At 59.3% G+C, this 18,500-nt stretch carries 16 protein-coding genes; 7 read left to right on the top strand and 9 right to left on the bottom strand.

Annotated elements, in window-relative coordinates; translation table 11 throughout:
* The first annotated feature begins 73 nt into the window (after positions 1–73).
* Entirely contained in the window at positions 74–1,042 is a 969-nt protein-coding gene (locus ACQRAX_RS20810) for a glutathione S-transferase family protein (protein WP_412039569.1), read from the top strand.
* Positions 1,043–1,127: 85 nt separating this feature from the next.
* Here the strand turns inward: ACQRAX_RS20810 and cysG are convergent, their stop codons facing one another.
* The 6 genes from cysG to ftsK form a co-directional block, all read right to left on the bottom strand.
* A complete protein-coding gene (gene cysG / locus ACQRAX_RS20805; RefSeq protein ID WP_412039570.1) occupies positions 1,128–2,513 on the bottom strand; it encodes a siroheme synthase CysG in 1,386 nt (461 codons plus the stop codon).
* Positions 2,514–3,794, bottom strand: a complete 1,281-nt coding sequence (serS, locus tag ACQRAX_RS20800) for a serine--tRNA ligase (RefSeq protein ID WP_045188356.1) — start codon at positions 3,792–3,794, stop codon at positions 2,514–2,516. It lies immediately after the preceding gene.
* A 17-nt stretch (positions 3,795–3,811) separates the two neighbouring features.
* The gene (gene crcB, locus ACQRAX_RS20795) at positions 3,812–4,186 is read right to left on the bottom strand and encodes a fluoride efflux transporter CrcB (RefSeq protein WP_412039571.1); all 375 of its coding nucleotides are present in this window, start codon (positions 4,184–4,186) and stop codon (positions 3,812–3,814) included.
* Complete coding sequence (locus ACQRAX_RS20790; RefSeq protein WP_412039572.1) at positions 4,183–5,508, bottom strand: replication-associated recombination protein A; 1,326 nt, start codon at positions 5,506–5,508, stop codon at positions 4,183–4,185. The genes crcB and ACQRAX_RS20790 overlap by 4 nt, the downstream gene beginning before the upstream one ends.
* Before the next feature lie 18 nt (positions 5,509–5,526).
* Positions 5,527–6,150, bottom strand: coding sequence for an outer membrane lipoprotein chaperone LolA (lolA, locus tag ACQRAX_RS20785; protein ID WP_412039573.1), 624 nt, complete (start codon positions 6,148–6,150; stop codon positions 5,527–5,529).
* 62 nt (positions 6,151–6,212) lie between these two features.
* A complete protein-coding gene (gene ftsK, locus ACQRAX_RS20780; RefSeq protein ID WP_412039651.1) occupies positions 6,213–8,645 on the bottom strand; it encodes a DNA translocase FtsK in 2,433 nt (810 codons plus the stop codon).
* Positions 8,646–8,948: 303 nt separating this feature from the next.
* Between ftsK and aat the strand changes: the two genes are divergently transcribed.
* The 3 genes from aat (at position 8,949) to infA (ending at position 10,717) form a co-directional block, all read left to right on the top strand.
* Positions 8,949–9,629 carry a leucyl/phenylalanyl-tRNA--protein transferase gene (gene aat, locus ACQRAX_RS20775; protein ID WP_412039574.1) on the top strand — a complete coding sequence of 227 codons (681 nt, stop codon included), beginning with the start codon at positions 8,949–8,951 and terminating at the stop codon, positions 9,627–9,629.
* Positions 9,630–9,686: 57 nt separating this feature from the next.
* The gene (locus tag ACQRAX_RS20770) at positions 9,687–10,394 is read left to right on the top strand and encodes an arginyltransferase (RefSeq protein WP_412039575.1); all 708 of its coding nucleotides are present in this window, start codon (positions 9,687–9,689) and stop codon (positions 10,392–10,394) included.
* A 104-nt stretch (positions 10,395–10,498) separates the two neighbouring features.
* Entirely contained in the window at positions 10,499–10,717 is a 219-nt protein-coding gene (gene infA, locus ACQRAX_RS20765) for a translation initiation factor IF-1 (protein ID WP_002553999.1), read from the top strand.
* Positions 10,718–10,811: 94 nt separating this feature from the next.
* On the opposite strand, the gene clpA is transcribed toward infA, so the two are convergent.
* Both clpA and clpS read right to left on the bottom strand, forming a co-directional pair.
* The gene (clpA, locus tag ACQRAX_RS20760; protein WP_412039576.1) at positions 10,812–13,082 is read right to left on the bottom strand and encodes an ATP-dependent Clp protease ATP-binding subunit ClpA; all 2,271 of its coding nucleotides are present in this window, start codon (positions 13,080–13,082) and stop codon (positions 10,812–10,814) included.
* A gap of 30 nt (positions 13,083–13,112) precedes the next feature.
* Positions 13,113–13,475, bottom strand: coding sequence for an ATP-dependent Clp protease adapter ClpS (gene clpS, locus ACQRAX_RS20755; protein ID WP_009400967.1), 363 nt, complete (start codon positions 13,473–13,475; stop codon positions 13,113–13,115).
* Between the two features lie 225 nt (positions 13,476–13,700).
* On the opposite strand from clpS, the gene cspD reads away from it, so the two are divergent.
* A complete protein-coding gene (gene cspD, locus ACQRAX_RS20750) occupies positions 13,701–13,955 on the top strand; it encodes a cold shock domain-containing protein CspD (protein ID WP_412039577.1) in 255 nt (84 codons plus the stop codon).
* Between the two features lie 65 nt (positions 13,956–14,020).
* Here cspD and icd read toward each other — a convergent pair whose 3' ends face one another.
* Positions 14,021–15,277, bottom strand: a complete 1,257-nt coding sequence (icd, locus tag ACQRAX_RS20745; protein ID WP_045188381.1) for an NADP-dependent isocitrate dehydrogenase — start codon at positions 15,275–15,277, stop codon at positions 14,021–14,023.
* Between the two features lie 406 nt (positions 15,278–15,683).
* On the opposite strand from icd, the gene ACQRAX_RS20740 reads away from it, so the two are divergent.
* The gene (locus ACQRAX_RS20740; RefSeq protein ID WP_412039578.1) at positions 15,684–17,909 is read left to right on the top strand and encodes an NADP-dependent isocitrate dehydrogenase; all 2,226 of its coding nucleotides are present in this window, start codon (positions 15,684–15,686) and stop codon (positions 17,907–17,909) included.
* Between the two features lie 146 nt (positions 17,910–18,055).
* Positions 18,056–18,496, top strand: coding sequence for an NUDIX hydrolase (locus ACQRAX_RS20735; protein WP_412039579.1), 441 nt, complete (start codon positions 18,056–18,058; stop codon positions 18,494–18,496).
* Positions 18,497–18,500 lie beyond the last annotated feature (4 nt).

The raw sequence follows: 18,500 nt of genomic DNA, 5'->3' as shown, positions 1-18,500 counted from the left end.
CTTTGCGCTATTCGTTCGAACTCAAGCCCGTACACTGGGTTCTATATTCGAACGAATCGCCAAGGAGCTCAGCATGGGCCTGTTGATCGACGGACGCTGGCATGACCAGTGGTATGAAAGCAGCAAAGACGGCGCCTTCCAGCGCGAAAGCACGCAGCGGCACAATCAGCTACCGGCTGCCGAAGCCGGGCGCTACCACCTCTACGTGTCGCTGGCCTGCCCTTGGGCCCATCGCACCCTGATCTTTCGCAAGCTCAAGGGCCTGGAAAGCCTGATCGACGTCTCGGTGGTCAGCTGGCTGATGGGCGAAAACGGCTGGACCTTCGACCAGAGCAAGGGCTCCAGCGGCGACAAGATCGATCACCTGGATTTCCTCCACCAGCGCTACACCCGTGACGATCCGCACTACAGTGGCCGAGTCACGGTGCCCGTGCTGTGGGACAAACAGGAACAGCGCATCGTCAACAACGAATCTGCGGAAATCATCCGCATCTTCAACCGCGCGTTCGATGACTTGACCGGCAATCAACTGGACCTCTACCCCGCACCGCTGCAAGCCCAGGTCGAGGCGCTCAACGAGCGGATCTACCCGGCGATCAACAACGGTGTGTACCGCGCAGGCTTCGCCACCTCACAGCAGGCCTACGAGCAGGCTTTTGATGAAGTGTTTGCCGAACTGGACTGCCTGGAAAAACATCTGGGTGAACAACGCTATCTGGCCGGTGAGTTCCTGACCGAGGCCGACTGGCGCTTGTTTACCACGTTGATTCGCTTCGATGCGGTGTATCACGGGCACTTCAAATGCAACTTACGGCGCCTGGCCGACTATCCGAACCTGTCGAACTGGCTACGCGAGCTGTACCAGTGGCCGGGGGTGGCCGAGACGGTGAACTTCGAGCATATCCAGAAGCACTACTACATGAGCCACAAGACCATCAATCCGAACGGGATTGTGCCTAAAGGGCCATTGCAGGACTTTACCCAGGGACATGACCGCGAACGGTTAACTGGAAAGGGGATCTGGAACAAGGCTGAAAAATAACAGGGTACCGGTTCCCACAGCGTCTGAGGTCAAGACTTACTGTGGGAACCAGCGTTGCTGACGATGGCTGCAACACAGCCCGGCGTTACTGAGCGCCTTCGAACCAGGCCAGTTTCTCACGCAACTGAACCACTTCACCGACGATCACCAAAGTTGGCGCATGCACTTCGTGTTCAGCCACCAAGGTTGGCAGATCAGCCAAGGTGCCGGTAAACACCCGCTGGTTCGGCGTAGTGCCCTGCTGCACCAGCGCTGCCGGTGTATCAGCAGCACGACCATGACGAATCAGCTCCGCACAGATGGTCGGCAAGCCGACCAGTCCCATGTAGAACACCAACGTCTGCGCCGGGGCGACCAGGTCATTCCACGGCAAGTTGCTGGTACCGTCCTTGAGGTGGCCGGTGACAAATCGCACTGACTGCGCGTAATCACGGTGAGTCAGGGGAATCCCGGCGTACGCCGAACAGCCACTGGCAGCGGTGATCCCCGGCACGACCTGGAACGGGATGCCCTGCTCGGCCAGTTCTTCGATCTCTTCGCCACCACGGCCAAAGATAAACGGGTCACCGCCCTTGAGACGCAGCACGCGCTTGCCCTGACGGGCCAGGGTAACCAGCAACTGATTAATCTGCTCCTGTGGCACGGCATGGTCGGCGCGGCGCTTGCCAACGTAAATGCGTTCAGCATCACGGCGGCACAACTCGATGATCGCCGGCGCCACCAAGCGGTCGTAGAGCACCACATCGGCCTGCTGCATCAAGCGCAAGGCACGGAAGGTCAGCAAGTCCGGGTCACCCGGACCTGCACCCACCAGATACACCTCACCTGGCGCTTGATAGCTGGCACCGTCAATCTTGGCTTGTAGCAAGCGCTCGGCTTCAGCCCCCTGCCCGGCCAGTTGCCGCTCGGCGATCGGGCCCTGGAAGACATCTTCCCAGAAGCCGCGACGCTGATTGACGTCCGGGTAGAGCGCCTTGACCGTGTGGCGAAAGCGCGCACCGAGCCCGGCCAGTTCGCCATAGGCGGCTGGAATCCAGGTTTCCAGCTTGGCCCGGATCAGCCGTGCCAGCACCGGCGCATCGCCGCCGCTGGACACCGCAACCACCAAGGGCGAGCGGTCGACGATAGCCGGGAAGATCACCGAGCACAGGGCTGGCGCATCAACGACATTGACCGGTACGCAGCGCTGATGGGCATCCTTCGAGACCTGGGCATTGAGCGCCTGGTCATCGGTAGCGGCAATGATCAGCTGGCAACCGTCGAGGTCACCGGGCTGATAGCCACGACTGAGGATTTCACCACCGCTGTGCCGAACCAACTCGGCCAGTTGCGCTTCGATCTCGGGCGCGACCACCCGCAGCAGCGCGCCGGCATCGGCCAGCAGACGCGATTTGCGCAGGGCAATCTCGCCGCCGCCGACAACCAGCACACGGCTGCCGCGTAGCTTGTGGAACAGCGGCAGAAATTCCATTTAGCCGATGACCTCCAGGCCACCCATGTACGGCTTGAGCACCTCGGGTACACGGATCGAACCATCAGCTTGCTGGTAGTTTTCCAGCACCGCTACCAGGGTACGACCGACTGCCAAGCCCGAACCGTTGAGGGTGTGGACCAGCTCCGGCTTGCCGGTTTCCGGGTTGCGCCAGCGTGCCTGCATACGGCGCGCCTGGAAGTCACCACAGTTGGAGCACGAGGAAATTTCGCGGTACTTGTCTTGGCTCGGTACCCAGACTTCCAGGTCGTAAGTCTTGACTGCGCTAAAGCCCATGTCACCCGTGCACAGCGCCAATACGCGGTATGGCAGTTCCAGGGCTTGCAGAACACGCTCGGCGTTGGCCGTCAGGCCTTCCAGCGCTTCCATGGACGTGCTCGGCTCAACGATCTGAACCATCTCGACCTTGTCGAACTGGTGCTGACGGATCATGCCACGGGTATCGCGACCCGAGGCACCGGCCTCACTGCGGAAGCACGGGGTGTGGGCGACAAACTTGACCGGCAGCTGCTTGGCATCGAGAATCTCGCCAGCAACGATGTTGGTCAGCGACACTTCGGCGGTCGGGATCAGGTAGAAGTCGGCCTCGCCTTCGCGGCTGATCTTGAACAGGTCTTCCTCGAACTTTGGCAGCTGGCCAGTGCCTTGCAGCGCAGGGGCTTGTACCAGATACGGGGTGTAGGCTTCTTCGTAGCCGTGCTCGCTGGTGTGCAGGTTGATCATGAACTGCGCCAGGGCGCGGTGCAGACGGGCGATCGGGCCACGCAGCAGAGCAAAACGGGCACCCGACAGCTTGGCGGCGGTTTCGAAGTCCAGGCCACCGCTCAGCTCGCCCAGCGCCACGTGATCCTTGATCTCGAAGTCGAAGCTGCGCGGAGTTCCCCAACGGCGTACTTCAACGTTGTGATCCTCATCGGCACCGACCGGTACGCTCGCGTCCGGCAGGTTGGGAATGCCCAGCACAATCGCGTCCAGCTCGGCCTGGATGCCATCCAGCTCGACCTTGCCGCTGGCCAGTTCATTGGCCATGCGCTCGACATCGGCCATCAGCGGGGCGATATCTTCACCGCGGGCCTTGGCCTGGCCAATGGACTTGGAACGGGCATTACGCTCGGCCTGCAGTTGTTCAGTGCGGGTCTGCACCACCTTGCGGCGTTCTTCCAGTGCTTCGATGCGCGCGACATCCAGGCTGAAGCCACGGGAGGCCAGGCGGTCCGCCACTTCCTGAAGTTGGCCGCGTAACAGTTTGGAATCGAGCATATCGTTCTCTCGTTGGTTCAGAATTTGGTCAAAGACAGGCCGGCCCAAGTTGCGAGCAGCCCACCCAATACGCTAGCTGCGGCATAGCCAAAAGCCAGCGGCGCCTGCCCGTTCTCGAGCAGACGTACGGTGTCCAGTGAAAAAGATGAAAAAGTCGTCAGACCGCCGAGAAACCCGACGATCAGGCCCGCGCGCAGTTCGACCGGAACTATCGGGCGATGGAGAAACAACCCGTAGAGCAGGCCGATCAGCAGGCAGCCAATCAAATTGACCGCCAGCGTACCGAGATAGAAGTGGCGTGGCCAGTGGGCATTGACCCAATTGGCGGTGGCAAAGCGCAATAAAGTCCCCGCAACACCACCCGCACTGACTGCGGCAATCACCGCAATCATGGCTTTCTCCGTTGCCGCGGACTCTTGCGATCGAGCTCAGCCAGGTGCTTGAGCTTTTCACCGATTTTCAGTTCCAGGCCGCGCGGCACCGGTTGATAGTAGTTGCGCGGCGCCAGGTTGTCGGGAAAGTAGTCTTCGCCAGCGGCATAAGCATCGGGTTCATCATGGGCATAGCGGTATTCGTCGCCGTAACCCAGTTGCTTCATCAGCTTGGTCGGCGCATTGCGCAGGTGCAGCGGTACTTCCAGCGAACCGTGTTCGCCAGCTTCGCGCAGGGCTGTCTTGAACCCCATGTAGACGGCGTTGCTCTTCGGTGCGCAAGCCAGGTAGGTAATGGCCTGAGCCACCGCCAGCTCACCCTCCGGACTGCCGAGCCGTTCCTGCACGTCCCACGCGGCCAGGCACAGGCTCAGCGCTCGTGGATCGGCGTTGCCAATGTCTTCGCTGGCCATACGCACGACACGGCGGGCGATGTACAGCGGATCGCAGCCGCCGTCGAGCATGCGCGCGAACCAGTACAGCGCGCCATCAGGGTTGGAGCCACGTACCGACTTGTGCAGTGCCGAGATCTGATCGTAAAACGCCTCTCCGCCCTTATCGAAACGCCGACGACTGTCGCCGAGCAGGCTTTGCAGCAGTTCAACGCCAATCTCGCCACCGTCTTCAGCCAGGTCCGAGGCATTTTCCAGAAAGTTAAGCATGCGCCGACCGTCACCATCGGCTGCAGCCATGAGCATCTGAAAGGCTTCATCGCCGACCCGCAACTGGCGCTTGCCAAGGCCGCGCTCCTCCGTCAGGGCACGGTTGACCAACTTGCGCAGGGCCGCCTCGTCCAGACTCTTGAGTACATAGACACGTGCGCGAGAGAGCAAGGCATTGTTCAGTTCGAACGAGGGGTTTTCGGTAGTGGCGCCGATGAAAATCAACGTACCGTCTTCAACGTACGGCAGAAACGCATCCTGCTGAGACTTGTTGAAGCGGTGCACTTCGTCGACAAACAGGATGGTGCGCTTGCCGTATTGCCCGGCCTGCTGCTTGGCGATCTCCACCGCATGGCGGATTTCCTTGACCCCCGCCAGTACCGCCGAGACGGTTTCAAAGTGAGCATCGCAAAACTGCGCCAGCAGCCGCGCCAGGGTGGTCTTGCCGACCCCGGGCGGGCCCCAGAATATCATCGAGTGCAGCGCGCCCTGCTCCAGCGCCTCACGCAGCGGTTTGCCGCGGGCCAGCAGATGCTCCTGGCCGACGTATTCGTCCAGGTTGGCCGGGCGCAAACGCGCGGCCAGGGGCTGGGCTACGGGATCGCTACGAAACAGGTCCATGGACGGCGCTACAACCTCTTACTCAGAAATGACATCCGCGCCTTTGGGGATATCGAACTTGAATCTGCTCGCTGGGATCGTGCCGTTGGCCTTGACCCCGGTGAACAGGATATTGGTGCGCTGGCCAACGCTGTCGATCAGTTGCATATCATTGACCAGGCCCTTACGGAACGATAGACGCAGCGAGTCGAACAGGGTGTCTTTGGTTTTCGGTTTGAGGGTGAAATCCATGACATCGCCCTGCTCCTTGGAGCTGATATCGAAGCTCTGGCTGATCTTCGAGACATCGCCGGACAGCAACAGTGCTGGCGTCTCGGTCAGGCGCTGGTCGAGCTTCTTGATGGTCGCCTGCTCCAGGTCCGGGTCCCACAGAGTGACGGTCTTGCCGTCGGAAACCACCACCTGTTCCTGTGGAGCATCAGTGTGCCAGTAGAACAGGCCAGGGCGCTGAACCGCCATTTGCCCTGCAGTTTCCTGAAGCTGGGTACCACTACCATCAAGGGTCAACTGAGAGAAACGGGCCTCAATGGTCCTGGACTTTTCCAGCAGTTGGGTCAGACGCGCCACATCCTGCTCACCGGCAAATGCGGCGGTGCTGGACAGGCTCAAGGCGGAAACCAACATCATGCGAATCAGGCGCATGGAAATCCTCGTTGCAGTAAGAATGGGCCTGTCACCATCGTGGCCACAGGCTGGGTGATTCATCAGTCGCGGGACGGCCCAGGGGCAATCACTTCGCGCGAGCCGTTGGTGTTCATGGCAGTGACCACACCGGCCATCTCCATCGCCTCGATCATCCGCGCAGCGCGGTTGTAGCCGATCTTCAGCTTGCGCTGTACGGCGGAGATGGAGGCACGACGGCTTTCCAGGACGAACTGCACGGCTTCATCGTAGAGCGCGTCGGTTTCGGCATCATCATCACCGCCACCACTGCTGCCTTCAAAGCCGCTGCCGGCCTCTTCGACACCGTTAAGGATGTCGTCGTTGTAATCCGGTGCGCCACGTTGTTTCCATGCCTCGACCACGCGGTGGACCTCTTCGTCAGAAACGAAGGCCCCGTGTACGCGGATCGGCAGGCTGGTGCCAGGCGGCATATAGAGCATGTCACCATGACCGAGCAACTGCTCGGCACCGCCCTGGTCGATGATGGTCCGCGAGTCGATCTTGCTCGACACCTGGAACGCCATACGGGTCGGGATGTTGGCCTTGATCAGGCCGGTGATGACGTCCACCGACGGCCGCTGGGTCGCCAGGATCAGGTGGATACCAGCAGCACGGGCCTTCTGGGCGATACGGGCGATCAGCTCTTCGACCTTCTTGCCGACGATCATCATCATGTCGGCAAACTCATCGACCACCACGACGATGGTCGGCAGGGTTTTCAGCAGCGGCGGCACGTCGTCCATGCTTTCGCGCTTGAACATCGGGTCGTAGATCGGCTCGCCGGCTTCTTCAGCGTCTTTGACCTTGCGGTTGAAGCCTGCCAGGTTACGCACGCCCATAGCCGCCATCAGCTTGTAACGCCGCTCCATCTCGGCAACGCTCCAGCGTAGGGCGTTGGCGGCGTCCTTCATGTCGGTAACCACTGGGCACAGCAGGTGCGGAATGCCTTCATAGATCGACAGTTCGAGCATTTTCGGGTCGATCATGATCAGCTTGGCGTCTTCTGGGCCCGACTTGAACAGAATCGAAAGGATCATCGCGTTGACCCCCACCGATTTACCGGAACCGGTGGTACCGGCTACCAGCAGGTGTGGCATCTTCGCCAGATCGGTGATCACCGGCTTACCGCCGATGTCGTGCCCCAGGGCCATGGTGACTGGCGATTTGGCTTCGTCGTACTGCGGCGACGACAGCACTTCAGAGAAGCGCACGATCTGCCGGTCTTCGTTGGGAATTTCGATACCGACGGTGGTCTTGCCAGGAATCACTTCAACCACACGCACACTGGTTACTGCCAGGGAGCGGGCCAGGTCTTTGGCCAGGTTGGCGATACGGCTGACCTTGACACCTGCGGCCGGCTGGATTTCGTAACGGGTAATCACCGGACCGGGATGGATGGAGTCCACCGAGACTTCAACGCCGAATTCTTTCAGCTTGATTTCCAGCAGGTGACCGACGCCAGCCAGGGACTCAGGCGAGTAATTGACCTGCTTTTTCTCGGCAGGGTCGAGGATCGAGATCGGTGGCAAGGTGCCTTCGACGGCACTGTCGACGAACAACGGCGCCTGCTTTTCCTTCTGCACACGCTTGCTCGGTTCAGGTGCCTTGACTGGGGCCGGCATGATCACCGGTGCCGGCTGTTGCGCGCGCTCGGCCACATGTTTGCTCAGGGCCTGGTCACGCTCGATGATGCGCTCCTTGGCCTTGGCCTGCTCACGACGATCCGGCACCACTGGGGCGACCACGTCATGAACCTGATCATCGACTTCACGCAGCTGCGCCACCAGGCGCTTGCGCTCGTTACGCGCGGCCCACCAACGATTGGCGGCGCCCTGGACCAGTTCAAACAGGTCGAGGGTGATCTTGCCAGTAATGTCCATGACCTTGAACCAGGACAGGTCGGTAAACACCGTCAGGCCGAACAGGAACAAGGCAATGAACATCAGGGTGCTGCCCTGCACATTCAAGGCGTTCTTGGCCAGATCACCGAGGCTTTCACCCAACGCACCACCGGCTGAGGCCGGCAGGCTGGCGGCGGAATGAAAGTGAATATGCGCCAGCGCAGCGCCCGAGAGCACCAGAAACACCAGACCGATCAGGCGCCAGGAGAACAGCCAGCCACTCCACTGCCAGGGCTGGTGACGCTCACGGAAGATCTGCCAGGTCTTGATCGCCAGCAGCATCGGAAAAATGTAGGCGAAGTAGCCCAGCACCATGAACAGCACATCAGCGAAGTAAGCACCGGCACGTCCGGCGGCATTCTGCACCTGCTCGACGTTGCTGGTGTGGCTGAAGCCCGGGTCGGCCTGGTCGTAGGTCAGCAGCGCCATCCACAGGTACAGGCACAGCGCCCCCATGGCGATCAGCGCACCTTCCTTGAGGCGATAATGCAGCTGCTGGCGCCACAGCGGCACAGGCAAGGGATTCGATGTTGCGGTGGATTTCTTCAAAACGCTTCTATTCCTGCGCTCAATGCGCGCCCAACAGTGTGTGACCTAATTGAACAGTCAATAAACCACTACTTTTAACATTACTGCCCGCCTACCGCCATGGCGGCACGCCAGAAACAAGCGTAAACGGGGGCCAATTTCCTATATCGCAATTTGAGCACGCATTTTCTTTTGTGACAAAGGCTTATGCGGTGTTTTTATCCAAGTGTGACAACAAAGCCGGTTGCAAGTTGCTTGAAGGGCTCACCTGCTGCGGACGCAGGCTTGCCCCACGACACCCTTTCAGGCAATGCTGACCGCCCTCCCATCCTCCATCACTGAACGACGATGCTGACCTGGTTGAGCCGCGACTCCTTGACATTCCCGCCATTGGCCAAAGCCATGCGCGACCCCAACGGCCTGCTTGCCGCCGGCGGCGACTTAAGCGCCGAACGCCTGGTGCAGGCCTACCGCCACGGTTGCTTTCCCTGGTATCAGGACGGCCAGCCGATCCTCTGGTGGTCGCCCGACCCACGCACAGTGCTGTTTCCCGACGAATTGCACGTGTCACGATCGCTGCGCAAATTCATCCGCCAAGGCCATTACCAGGTCAGCTTCGACCAGGACTTTGCCGGAGTCATCGCCGCTTGCGCCGCGCCTCGCGACTACGCTGATGGCACCTGGATTACTGACAGCATGCAGGCTGCATACCTGAAACTGCATGAGCAGGGCTTTGCCCATTCGGTTGAAGTACATAAGGACGGTGAATTGGTCGGCGGCCTGTACGGCCTCGCGATGGGCCGGCTGTTTTTCGGCGAATCGATGTTCAGCCGCGCTGACAATGCCTCCAAGGTCGGCTTCGTCACCCTGATCGAACACCTACAGCAAGCCGGATTTGTCCTCATTGACTGCCAGATGCCGACCGAACACCTGCACAGCCTCGGCGCTCGGGCCATTGCTCGCGCCAGCTTTGCCGACTACCTGCAGCGCTATGTCGACCAACCCAACAGTACCAATTGGGTTTGCTAGGCGAGTTTTTCCAGCTGGCTTACACTTAATTCTAAAGCACCTCCCGAGGGGTTGATCATGACAGAGCTGGCGCGGTTGAAGTTTTATGCCACTCAACCCCATTCCTGCAGCTACCTGCCAGACGAGCAAGCCACCACGCTGTTTCTCGATCCGAGTCAGCCGATGGATGTGAATGTCTACGCAGACCTGTCGGAAATGGGTTTTCGGCGCAGCGGCGACCACCTGTATCGCCCGCACTGCCAGAACTGCAATGCCTGCGTGCCGGCACGGATCCCGGCTGCGCGCTTTTCGCCCAATCGCCAGCAAAAGCGCATCCTCAAGCGCAATACCGACCTTACGGTCACTGCGGCGCGCCCGGCGTTCAAAGAGGAATATTTCGAGCTGTACCGCCGCTACATCGAACAACGCCATGCCGATGGCGACATGTACCCGCCCAGCCGCGATCAGTTCGCCACCTTCCTGGTCCGCGACCTGCCGTTTTCACGTTTCTACGAGTTCCGCCTGAATCAGCGCCTGGTCGCCGTCGCGGTGACTGACCTGCTGCCCAACGGCCTGTCAGCGGTCTACACCTTCTACGAACCAGACGAAGAACGGCGCAGCCTCGGTCGCTTCGCCATCCTCTGGCAAATCACCGAAGCCCTGCGCCAAGGACTGGACGCGGTCTACCTCGGTTACTGGATCAAAAACTGCAAAAAGATGAACTACAAGACCCAGTACCGCCCCATTGAGCTACTGATCAATCAACGTTGGGTGACCCTTAACTGAAATCATTGGCTTAAAGTCCATTTTTTCGGCACAATGCACGCCACTTTTTTTGCCTGGCGCAGTTGTGCACCGGGCCATTAACTGGACACCGAGGGCTTTACTGCATGTCGAAAGAAGACAGCTTCGAAATGGAAGGCACTGTCGTCGACACCCTGCCCAACACCATGTTCCGTGTGGAGTTGGAAAATGGGCACGTCGTTACCGCGCATATCTCCGGAAAAATGCGCAAGAACTACATTCGTATTCTGACCGGTGACAAGGTCCGCGTCGAACTGACGCCTTATGACCTGAGCAAGGGGCGCATCACCTACCGCGCCCGCTAAGCGACACCAACAAAAACGCCCGGCTATATGCCGGGCGTTTTTGTTAACCCCTCCTAACGACCGAGGGAGCGGAGTCATCCGCCCCCTCGCCCTATCAGGCCATCTCAGCCGTAGTTTCGAAGTCGAACACCAACTCGCCATCGCGAATATCGATGTGCACCACGCCGCCATGCTCAGCCAGCTCGCCGAACAGGATCTCTTCAGCCAACGGCCGCTTGATCTTGTCCTGAATCAGCCGCGCCATGGGCCGTGCGCCCATCTGCGCATCGTACCCACCGGCAGCCAGCCAGCTGCGTGCCGCATCACTGACCTCCAGCAAAACACGCTTGTCTTCCAATTGCGCCTGCAGTTCGGTGAGGAACTTGTCCACCACACTCTTGATCACCTCGTGACTCAGGCGACCAAACTGAATGATGGTGTCCAGACGGTTACGAAATTCCGGCGTGAAGCTCTTCTTGATCACTTCCATAGCGTCGGAGGAATGATCCTGCTGAGTGAAGCCGATCGAGGCTCGCGCAGCAGTTTCAGCACCGGCGTTGGTGGTCATGATCACGATGACGTTACGGAAGTCCGCCTTGCGCCCGTTGTTGTCGGTCAGGGTCCCGTGATCCATCACCTGCAGCAGCAGGTTGAAGACTTCCGGATGGGCCTTCTCGATTTCATCGAGCAGTAACACGCAATGCGGCTGCTTGGTGATGGCCTCGGTGAGCAAACCGCCCTGGTCGAAACCGACATAGCCCGGAGGCGCACCGATTAGACGCGAAACGGTATGACGTTCCATGTACTCGGACATGTCGAAGCGCACCAGCTCAACCCCCAACGCCTTGGCCAACTGGCGCGCCGCTTCGGTCTTACCCACGCCGGTGGGACCGGCAAACAGGAACGAACCGACCGGTTTGTCAGGCGCTTTCAATCCAGCACGCGACAGTTTGATGGCGGTGGCTAGCGAATCGATCGCCGCATCCTGACCAAACACCGTCAGCTTCAGGTCTCGCTCAAGGTTACGCAGCAGCTCCTTGTCGGAACTGGTGACGTGCTTTGGCGGTATCCGCGCGATTTTCGCTACGATATCCTCAACTTGCGGTACTTCGATGCGTTTGACACGCATCTCGACTGGTTGCAGGCGCTGATAGGCACCTGCTTCGTCGATGACATCGATAGCCTTGTCAGGCATGTGTCGATCGTTGATGTAACGGGCTGCCAGCTCGGCAGCGGCGCGCAAGGCCTCATCACTGTATTCGATATTGTGATGCGACTCGAAACGCCCCTTGAGCCCACGCAAGATGCCCACGGTGTCTTCCACCGATGGCTCGCTGACATCAACCTTCTGAAAGCGCCGCGCCAGGGCCCGGTCTTTTTCGAAGATGCCGCGAAACTCCTGGAACGTGGTCGAACCGATGCAGCGAATATCTCCCGAAGACAACAGCGGCTTGAGCAGATTGGAGGCATCCATGACGCCACCAGAGGCCGCACCGGCACCGATGATGGTGTGAATCTCGTCAATGAACAGGATCGCCTGCGGCCGTTTGCGCAATTCGTTCAGCAGCGCCTTGAAGCGCTTCTCGAAGTCACCACGGTATTTGGTACCGGCCAGCAACGCACCGAGGTCCAGGGAATAGACCACGCTTTGTGCCAGCAGGTCAGGCACTTGACCGTCGACAATACGCTTGGCCAGGCCCTCGGCAATGGCCGTTTTGCCGACACCAGCCTCACCGACCAGCAGCGGGTTATTTTTGCGCCGACGCGCAAGGATCTGCGCTACACGCTCGACTTCCAGCTCACGACCAACCAGAGGGTCAATGCGCCCTTGACGGGCCTGTTCGTTGAGGTTGCTGGCGTAGGTATCCAGTGGATTGCCCGACGATGACGTTTCGCCACCATCCTCGTCCTGCATATCTTGCTCGCCCTCGGAGTGTTCACCATGGCCCGGCACCTTGGAGATGCCATGGGCGATGTAGTTGACCACATCGATTCGCGCCACGCTCTGCTGCTTGAGCAGAAACACTGCCTGGCTTTCCTGTTCGCTGAAAATCGCTACCAGCACATTGGCGCCGGTGACTTCACGCTTGCCCGAGCTCTGGACATGAAAGACTGCGCGCTGCAACACACGCTGGAAGCCCAGGGTTGGCTGGGTTTCACGGTCCTCGTCATGCACGGGGATCAACGGCGTGGTGGAGTCGATGAACTCCTGCAGGTCGTGTTTGAGTTTGTCGAGGTTTGCGCCGCACGCGCGCAGAACGGTCGCGGCGGCCTCATTATCCAATAATGCCAGCAGCAGGTGCTCGACGGTCATGAACTCATGACGCTTCGAACGTGCCTCCTTGAAGGCCAGATTGAGGGTGACTTCGAGCTCGCGGTTTAACATAGCTTCACCTCATACCCAAGTGGTCGGCGATTAACCGTCCTTCTCGATTTCACAGAGTAGCGGATGCTGGCTTTCCCTTGCGTATTGGTTGACCTGCATGGCCTTGGTTTCGGCGATGTCGCGGGTAAACAATCCGCATACTGCCCGTCCTTCTGTATGGACGGCTAGCATGACCTTGGTCGCCAGCTCGCGATTCAGGTTAAAAAACACCTCGAGCACTTCGACGACGAAATCCATCGGTGTGTAGTCATCGTTGAACAAAACCACCTTGTACATGGGTGGTGCCTGCAGGGCCGGCTTGGCCTCCTGTACCGCCAGGCCAGAACCATCGTCCTCATGCGATTGCGGGCGATCCTGATTGAATGTTAGTCGAATCTGGCTATGTGCATGCATGGAAAGAATTTCATCATTTCGGCAAGTTGGTTTATGGGTTGACCGCACAGGCGACGCGGGATTGCCGTCACCTCACCTTGACTATCGGCAAAACGGTGTTACAACCAATAAGAACCCACCGTGGTCGATAAAGATCCGCGCAGTCAACCAGAATTTTCGCAGGTTCATATGCGGATGGAGTGGATGATACTCCAGTGATGGAGTCCTTTGCAGAGGGATATGAGGATGGCAAGCGGTAAAGTCAAGTGGTTCAACAATGCCAAGGGCTATGGATTCATCAATGAAGACGGCAAAACAGAGGATCTGTTTGCTCACTACTCGGCCATTCAAATGGACGGTTATAAAACCTTGAAGGCCGGCCAACCTGTCAGCTTCGAGATCATCCAGGGCCCCAAAGGGCTGCATGCGGTGAATATCACCAATGCCGCTACGCAAACCACTGCCTCACCCGCCAGCAACCCGGTAACGGCAGACGCCTGAACCGTTCCGGCAGACAATAAAAAACCGGCCAACCCTCATGAGTTGGCCGGTTTTTTTGCTTCGCGTTACATATGCTTGATCAGCGCCTCGCCGAAACCGGAGCTGGTGACCAGGGTTGCGCCATCCATCAGGCGCTCGAAGTCATAAGTCACGGTCTTGGCGGCGATAGCGCCATTGGTACCCTTGATGATCAGGTCAGCGGCCTCGGTCCAACCCAGGTGCCGCAGCATCATCTCAGCCGAGAGAATCACCGAACCCGGGTTTACCTGGTCTTTGCCGGCGTATTTTGGTGCAGTACCGTGCGTGGCCTCGAACATCGCTACGGTATCTGACAGGTTGGCACCCGGGGCAATACCGATTCCGCCGACTTCCGCCGCCAGAGCGTCAGAGAGGTAGTCGCCATTGAGGTTGAGGGTGGCAATCACGTCGTACTCAGCCGGACGCAGGAGGATCTGCTGGAGCATGGCGTCAGCAATGGCATCCTTTACGATCACTTCACGCCCGGTTTTCGGGTTTTTGAACTTCATCCACGGGCCACCATCGAGTAGCTCGGCGCCGAATTCGTTCTTGGCGATCTCGTAGCCCCAATCCTTGAAGGCACCTTCGGTGAACTTCATGATGTTGCCTTTGTGCACAATGGTCAGCGACTTGCGGTCGTTATCCACCACGTACTGCAGGGCTTTGCGCACCAGGCGCTGAGTACCTTCTTTCGATACTGGCTTGATGCCGATACCGCAATCCTGGTCGAAACGGATCTTGGTGACGCCCATCTCTTCTTTGAGGAACTTGATGACCTTGTTCGCCTCTGGCGAACCGGCTTTCCATTCGATACCGGCATAAATGTCTTCGGAGTTTTCCCGGAAGATCACCATATCGACGTCACCGGGCTTTTTCACCGGGCTGGGCACGCCCTGGAACCACACCACAGGACGCAGGCAGACATACAGGTCCAACTGCTGGCGCAGGGCCACGTTTAGGGAGCGAATGCCGCCACCGACCGGGGTGGTCAGCGGGCCTTTGATAGAGACGACGTAATCTTTGACCGCGTCCAGGGTTTCCTGGGGCAGCCAGGTATCCTGGTCATACACCTGGGTGGCCTTTTCACCGGCATAGACTTCCATCCAGGAAATCTTGCGCTTGCCCCCATAGGCTTTTTCTACAGCAGCATCGACCACTTTGATCATGACGGGACTGACGTCTACGCCAATGCCGTCGCCCTCGATGAACGGGATGATCGGATTATCAGGAACATTGAGAGAATGGTCCGCATTGACGGTGATTTTGTCGCCGACTGCCGGAACCTTGATTTTCTGGTATCCCATGCTGCACTCCGTTTTTTTTGGTGTGGTACGTCATCTGGATCCCCAGAGCGTACCCCAGTTGCACGGCAACGGGAACCATGGGCACGAATGCACCATTATGGGGCCATTGCGCCTACATCTTTGGTCTAAAAAAGCCGCTGTTAGACGTTGATCTTGGTGATTCCGATCACGGATTTGATATACTCCGCCGGTGACCAAAGGGTCACAGGGGCAAAGCGTCTGAAACGCGACCCCGACCTGACTGGGCTGCTACCGCAGTTCAGCCGCTTGACACTCGACTGATGCAATCCACCATCACCGCACAGAACCCTCGACCTTCTGCTCATAGATGTGTCCGAGCGAAGCGCCTACCCTGCGCACTTCGAGATTCTGCGCACGCTCAGCAAAACAGAGAGTTAACCCGAATATGCCCACCCGATCCAAGATCATCTACACCTTCACCGACGAAGCCCCTGCCCTCGCCACCTACTCACTGCTCCCTGTAGTCGAAGCCTTCACCGCTTGCGCCGACATCGCCGTAGAAACCCGGGACATCTCTCTGGCCGGCCGCATCCTTTCTGCCTTCCCTGAACAGCTCGGCGCCGACAAGCAAGTGGCCGACCACCTGGCAGAACTGGGCCAACTGGCAACCACGCCAGAAGCCAACATCATCAAGCTGCCGAACATCAGCGCCTCGGTACCGCAGCTCAAAGCCGCGATCAAGGAACTGCAAGCCAAGGGCTTCAACGTTCCTGACTACCCTGAAGCTGTCAGCACCGAGGCTGAGAAAGAAGCCAAGGCGCGCTATGACCGCATCAAGGGCAGCGCCGTAAACCCGGTACTGCGCGAAGGCAACTCCGACCGCCGCGCCCCGCTGTCGGTCAAGAACTACGCACGCAAGCACCCGCACAAGATGGGCGCCTGGGCTGCTGACTCCAAGTCCCACGTGGCGCACATGAGCCATGGCGACTTCTACGGCAGCGAAAAAGCCGCACTGATCGAAGCCGATGACAGCCTGCGCATCGAACTGCTGGACAAGAACGGCACCACCACCGTTCTGAAAGAAAAGACTGCGGTCAAAGCCGGCGAGATCGTCGACTGCGCGGTCTTGAGCACCAAAGCGCTGCGTAAATTCATCGCCGCTGAAATCGAAGATGCCAAGGCCAAGGGCGTACTGCTGTCGGTACACCTCAAAGCCACCATGATGAAGGTCTCCGACCCAATCATGTTCGGCCAGATCGTTGCCGAGTACTACCAGGATGCCCTGAACAAGCACGCTGCCGTACTCGAAGAGATCGGTTTCAACCTGAACAACGGTATCGGCGACCTGTACGCCCGTATCAAGGCCCTGCCCGCTGAGCAGCAGGCGCAGATCGAAGCCGACGTCAAAGCCGTCTATGACGTGCGCCCAGCGCTGGCCATGGTCAACTCCGACAAAGGCATCACCAACCTGCACGTACCGAGCGACGTCATCGTCGACGCTTCGATGCCGGCCATGATCCGTGACTCGGGCAAGATGTGGAACACCGAAGGCCAGCTGCAAGACACCAAAGCTGTGATCCCGGATCGTTGCTATGCAACCATCTACCAGGCCGTTATCGAAGACTGCAAGCAACACGGCGCCTTCGATCCGACCACCATGGGCAGCGTACCGAACGTTGGCCTGATGGCACAGAAAGCCGAAGAGTACGGCTCCCACGACAAGACCTTCCAAGCCAAGGCCGACGGCGTAATCCGCGTGGTTGACGGCAAGGGCAACCTGCTGCTGTCGCAGGAAGTCGAAGCTGGCGACATCTTCCGCATGTGCCAGACCAAAGATGCGCCGATCCAGGACTGGGTCAAACTGGCCGTCAACCGCGCCCGCGCCAGCAACACCCCGGCGCTGTTCTGGCTCGACCCACTGCGCGCCCACGACGGCGTGCTGATCGAGAAGGTCCAGCAGTACCTGAAAGACCACGACACCACCGGCCTGGACATTCGCGTTCTGTCGCCTGTCGAGGCCATGAAGGTTTCCCTGCAGCGCATCCGTGCGGGCCAGGACACCATCTCGGTGACCGGCAACGTTCTGCGTGACTACCTGACCGACCTGTTCCCGATCATGGAGCTGGGCACCAGCGCCAAGATGCTGTCGATCGTACCGCTGATGAACAACGGCGGCCTGTTCGAAACCGGCGCCGGCGGCTCGGCACCGAAGCACGTACAGCAACTGGTTGAAGAAAACTTCCTGCGCTGGGACTCGCTGGGTGAGTTCCTGGCCCTGGCAGCCTCCCTGGAGCACCTGGGCACCGCCTACACCAACCCGAAAGCCAAGGTACTGGCGGCGACCCTGGACCAGGCCACCGGCCAGTTCCTGGACACCAACAAGTCCCCTGCGCGCAAGGTCGGCGGTATCGACAACCGTGGCAGCCACTTCTACCTGACCCTGTACTGGGCCCAGGCCCTGGCCGCACAGAGCGACGACGCAGCGCTGCAAGCGCGCTTCGCGCCATTGGCAAAAGCCCTGGCCGAGAACGAAGCGACCATCGTCGCCGAGCTCAACGCCGTACAGGGCAAGCCGGCTGAAATCGGGGGTTACTACTACCCGGATGCCGAGCTGACCAGCAAAGTGATGCGCCCAAGCCAGACCTTCAACAGCGCGGTTGCCGCACTGTAAGAGAAGCAGCTTAAAGCAGTAAAAAGAAACCCCGGCCACGCACCGGGGTTTTCTTTAGCTGCAGGCTGCAAGCCACAAGGAGCAGCCCATCACACTTCGCTGTTACTTGTGGCTTGCAGCTTGAAGCTCACAACTAAGGGAGAGAATTGACCGTGCGCCCCCATATCACTGTCGCCACCATCATCGAAGACCAGGGCCGCTTCCTCATGGTCGAGGAGTTCAAAGCCGGCAAGCATGTCTTCAATCAGCCCGCCGGCCACCTTGAGACCAACGAGAGTCTGCTCGACGCCGCCCGGCGCGAAACCCTCGAAGAAACCGCCTGGGAAGTCGAACTGACAGGAGTTGTCGGCATCTATCTTTACACCGCCCCCAGCAACGGCGTCACCTACCAGCGCATCTGCTTTGCTGCCCGCGCGCTCAAACACCACCCCGAACGCGCCCTCGACAGCGACATTGTCCGCGCCGTGTGGCTGACCCGCGAGGAGCTGCTGGCCAACCCCGAGCGCTGGCGCAGCGAGTTGGTGCCACGCTGCATCGACGACTATCTGACCGGGCCACTGCACAGCCTGGCATTGATCCGCGACTGACGGT

It is taken from the genome of Pseudomonas sp. UM16, assembly GCF_050312595.1.
GTDB lineage: Bacteria > Pseudomonadota > Gammaproteobacteria > Pseudomonadales > Pseudomonadaceae > Aquipseudomonas.
This window is presented reverse-complemented; position numbering and strand designations above follow the sequence as displayed.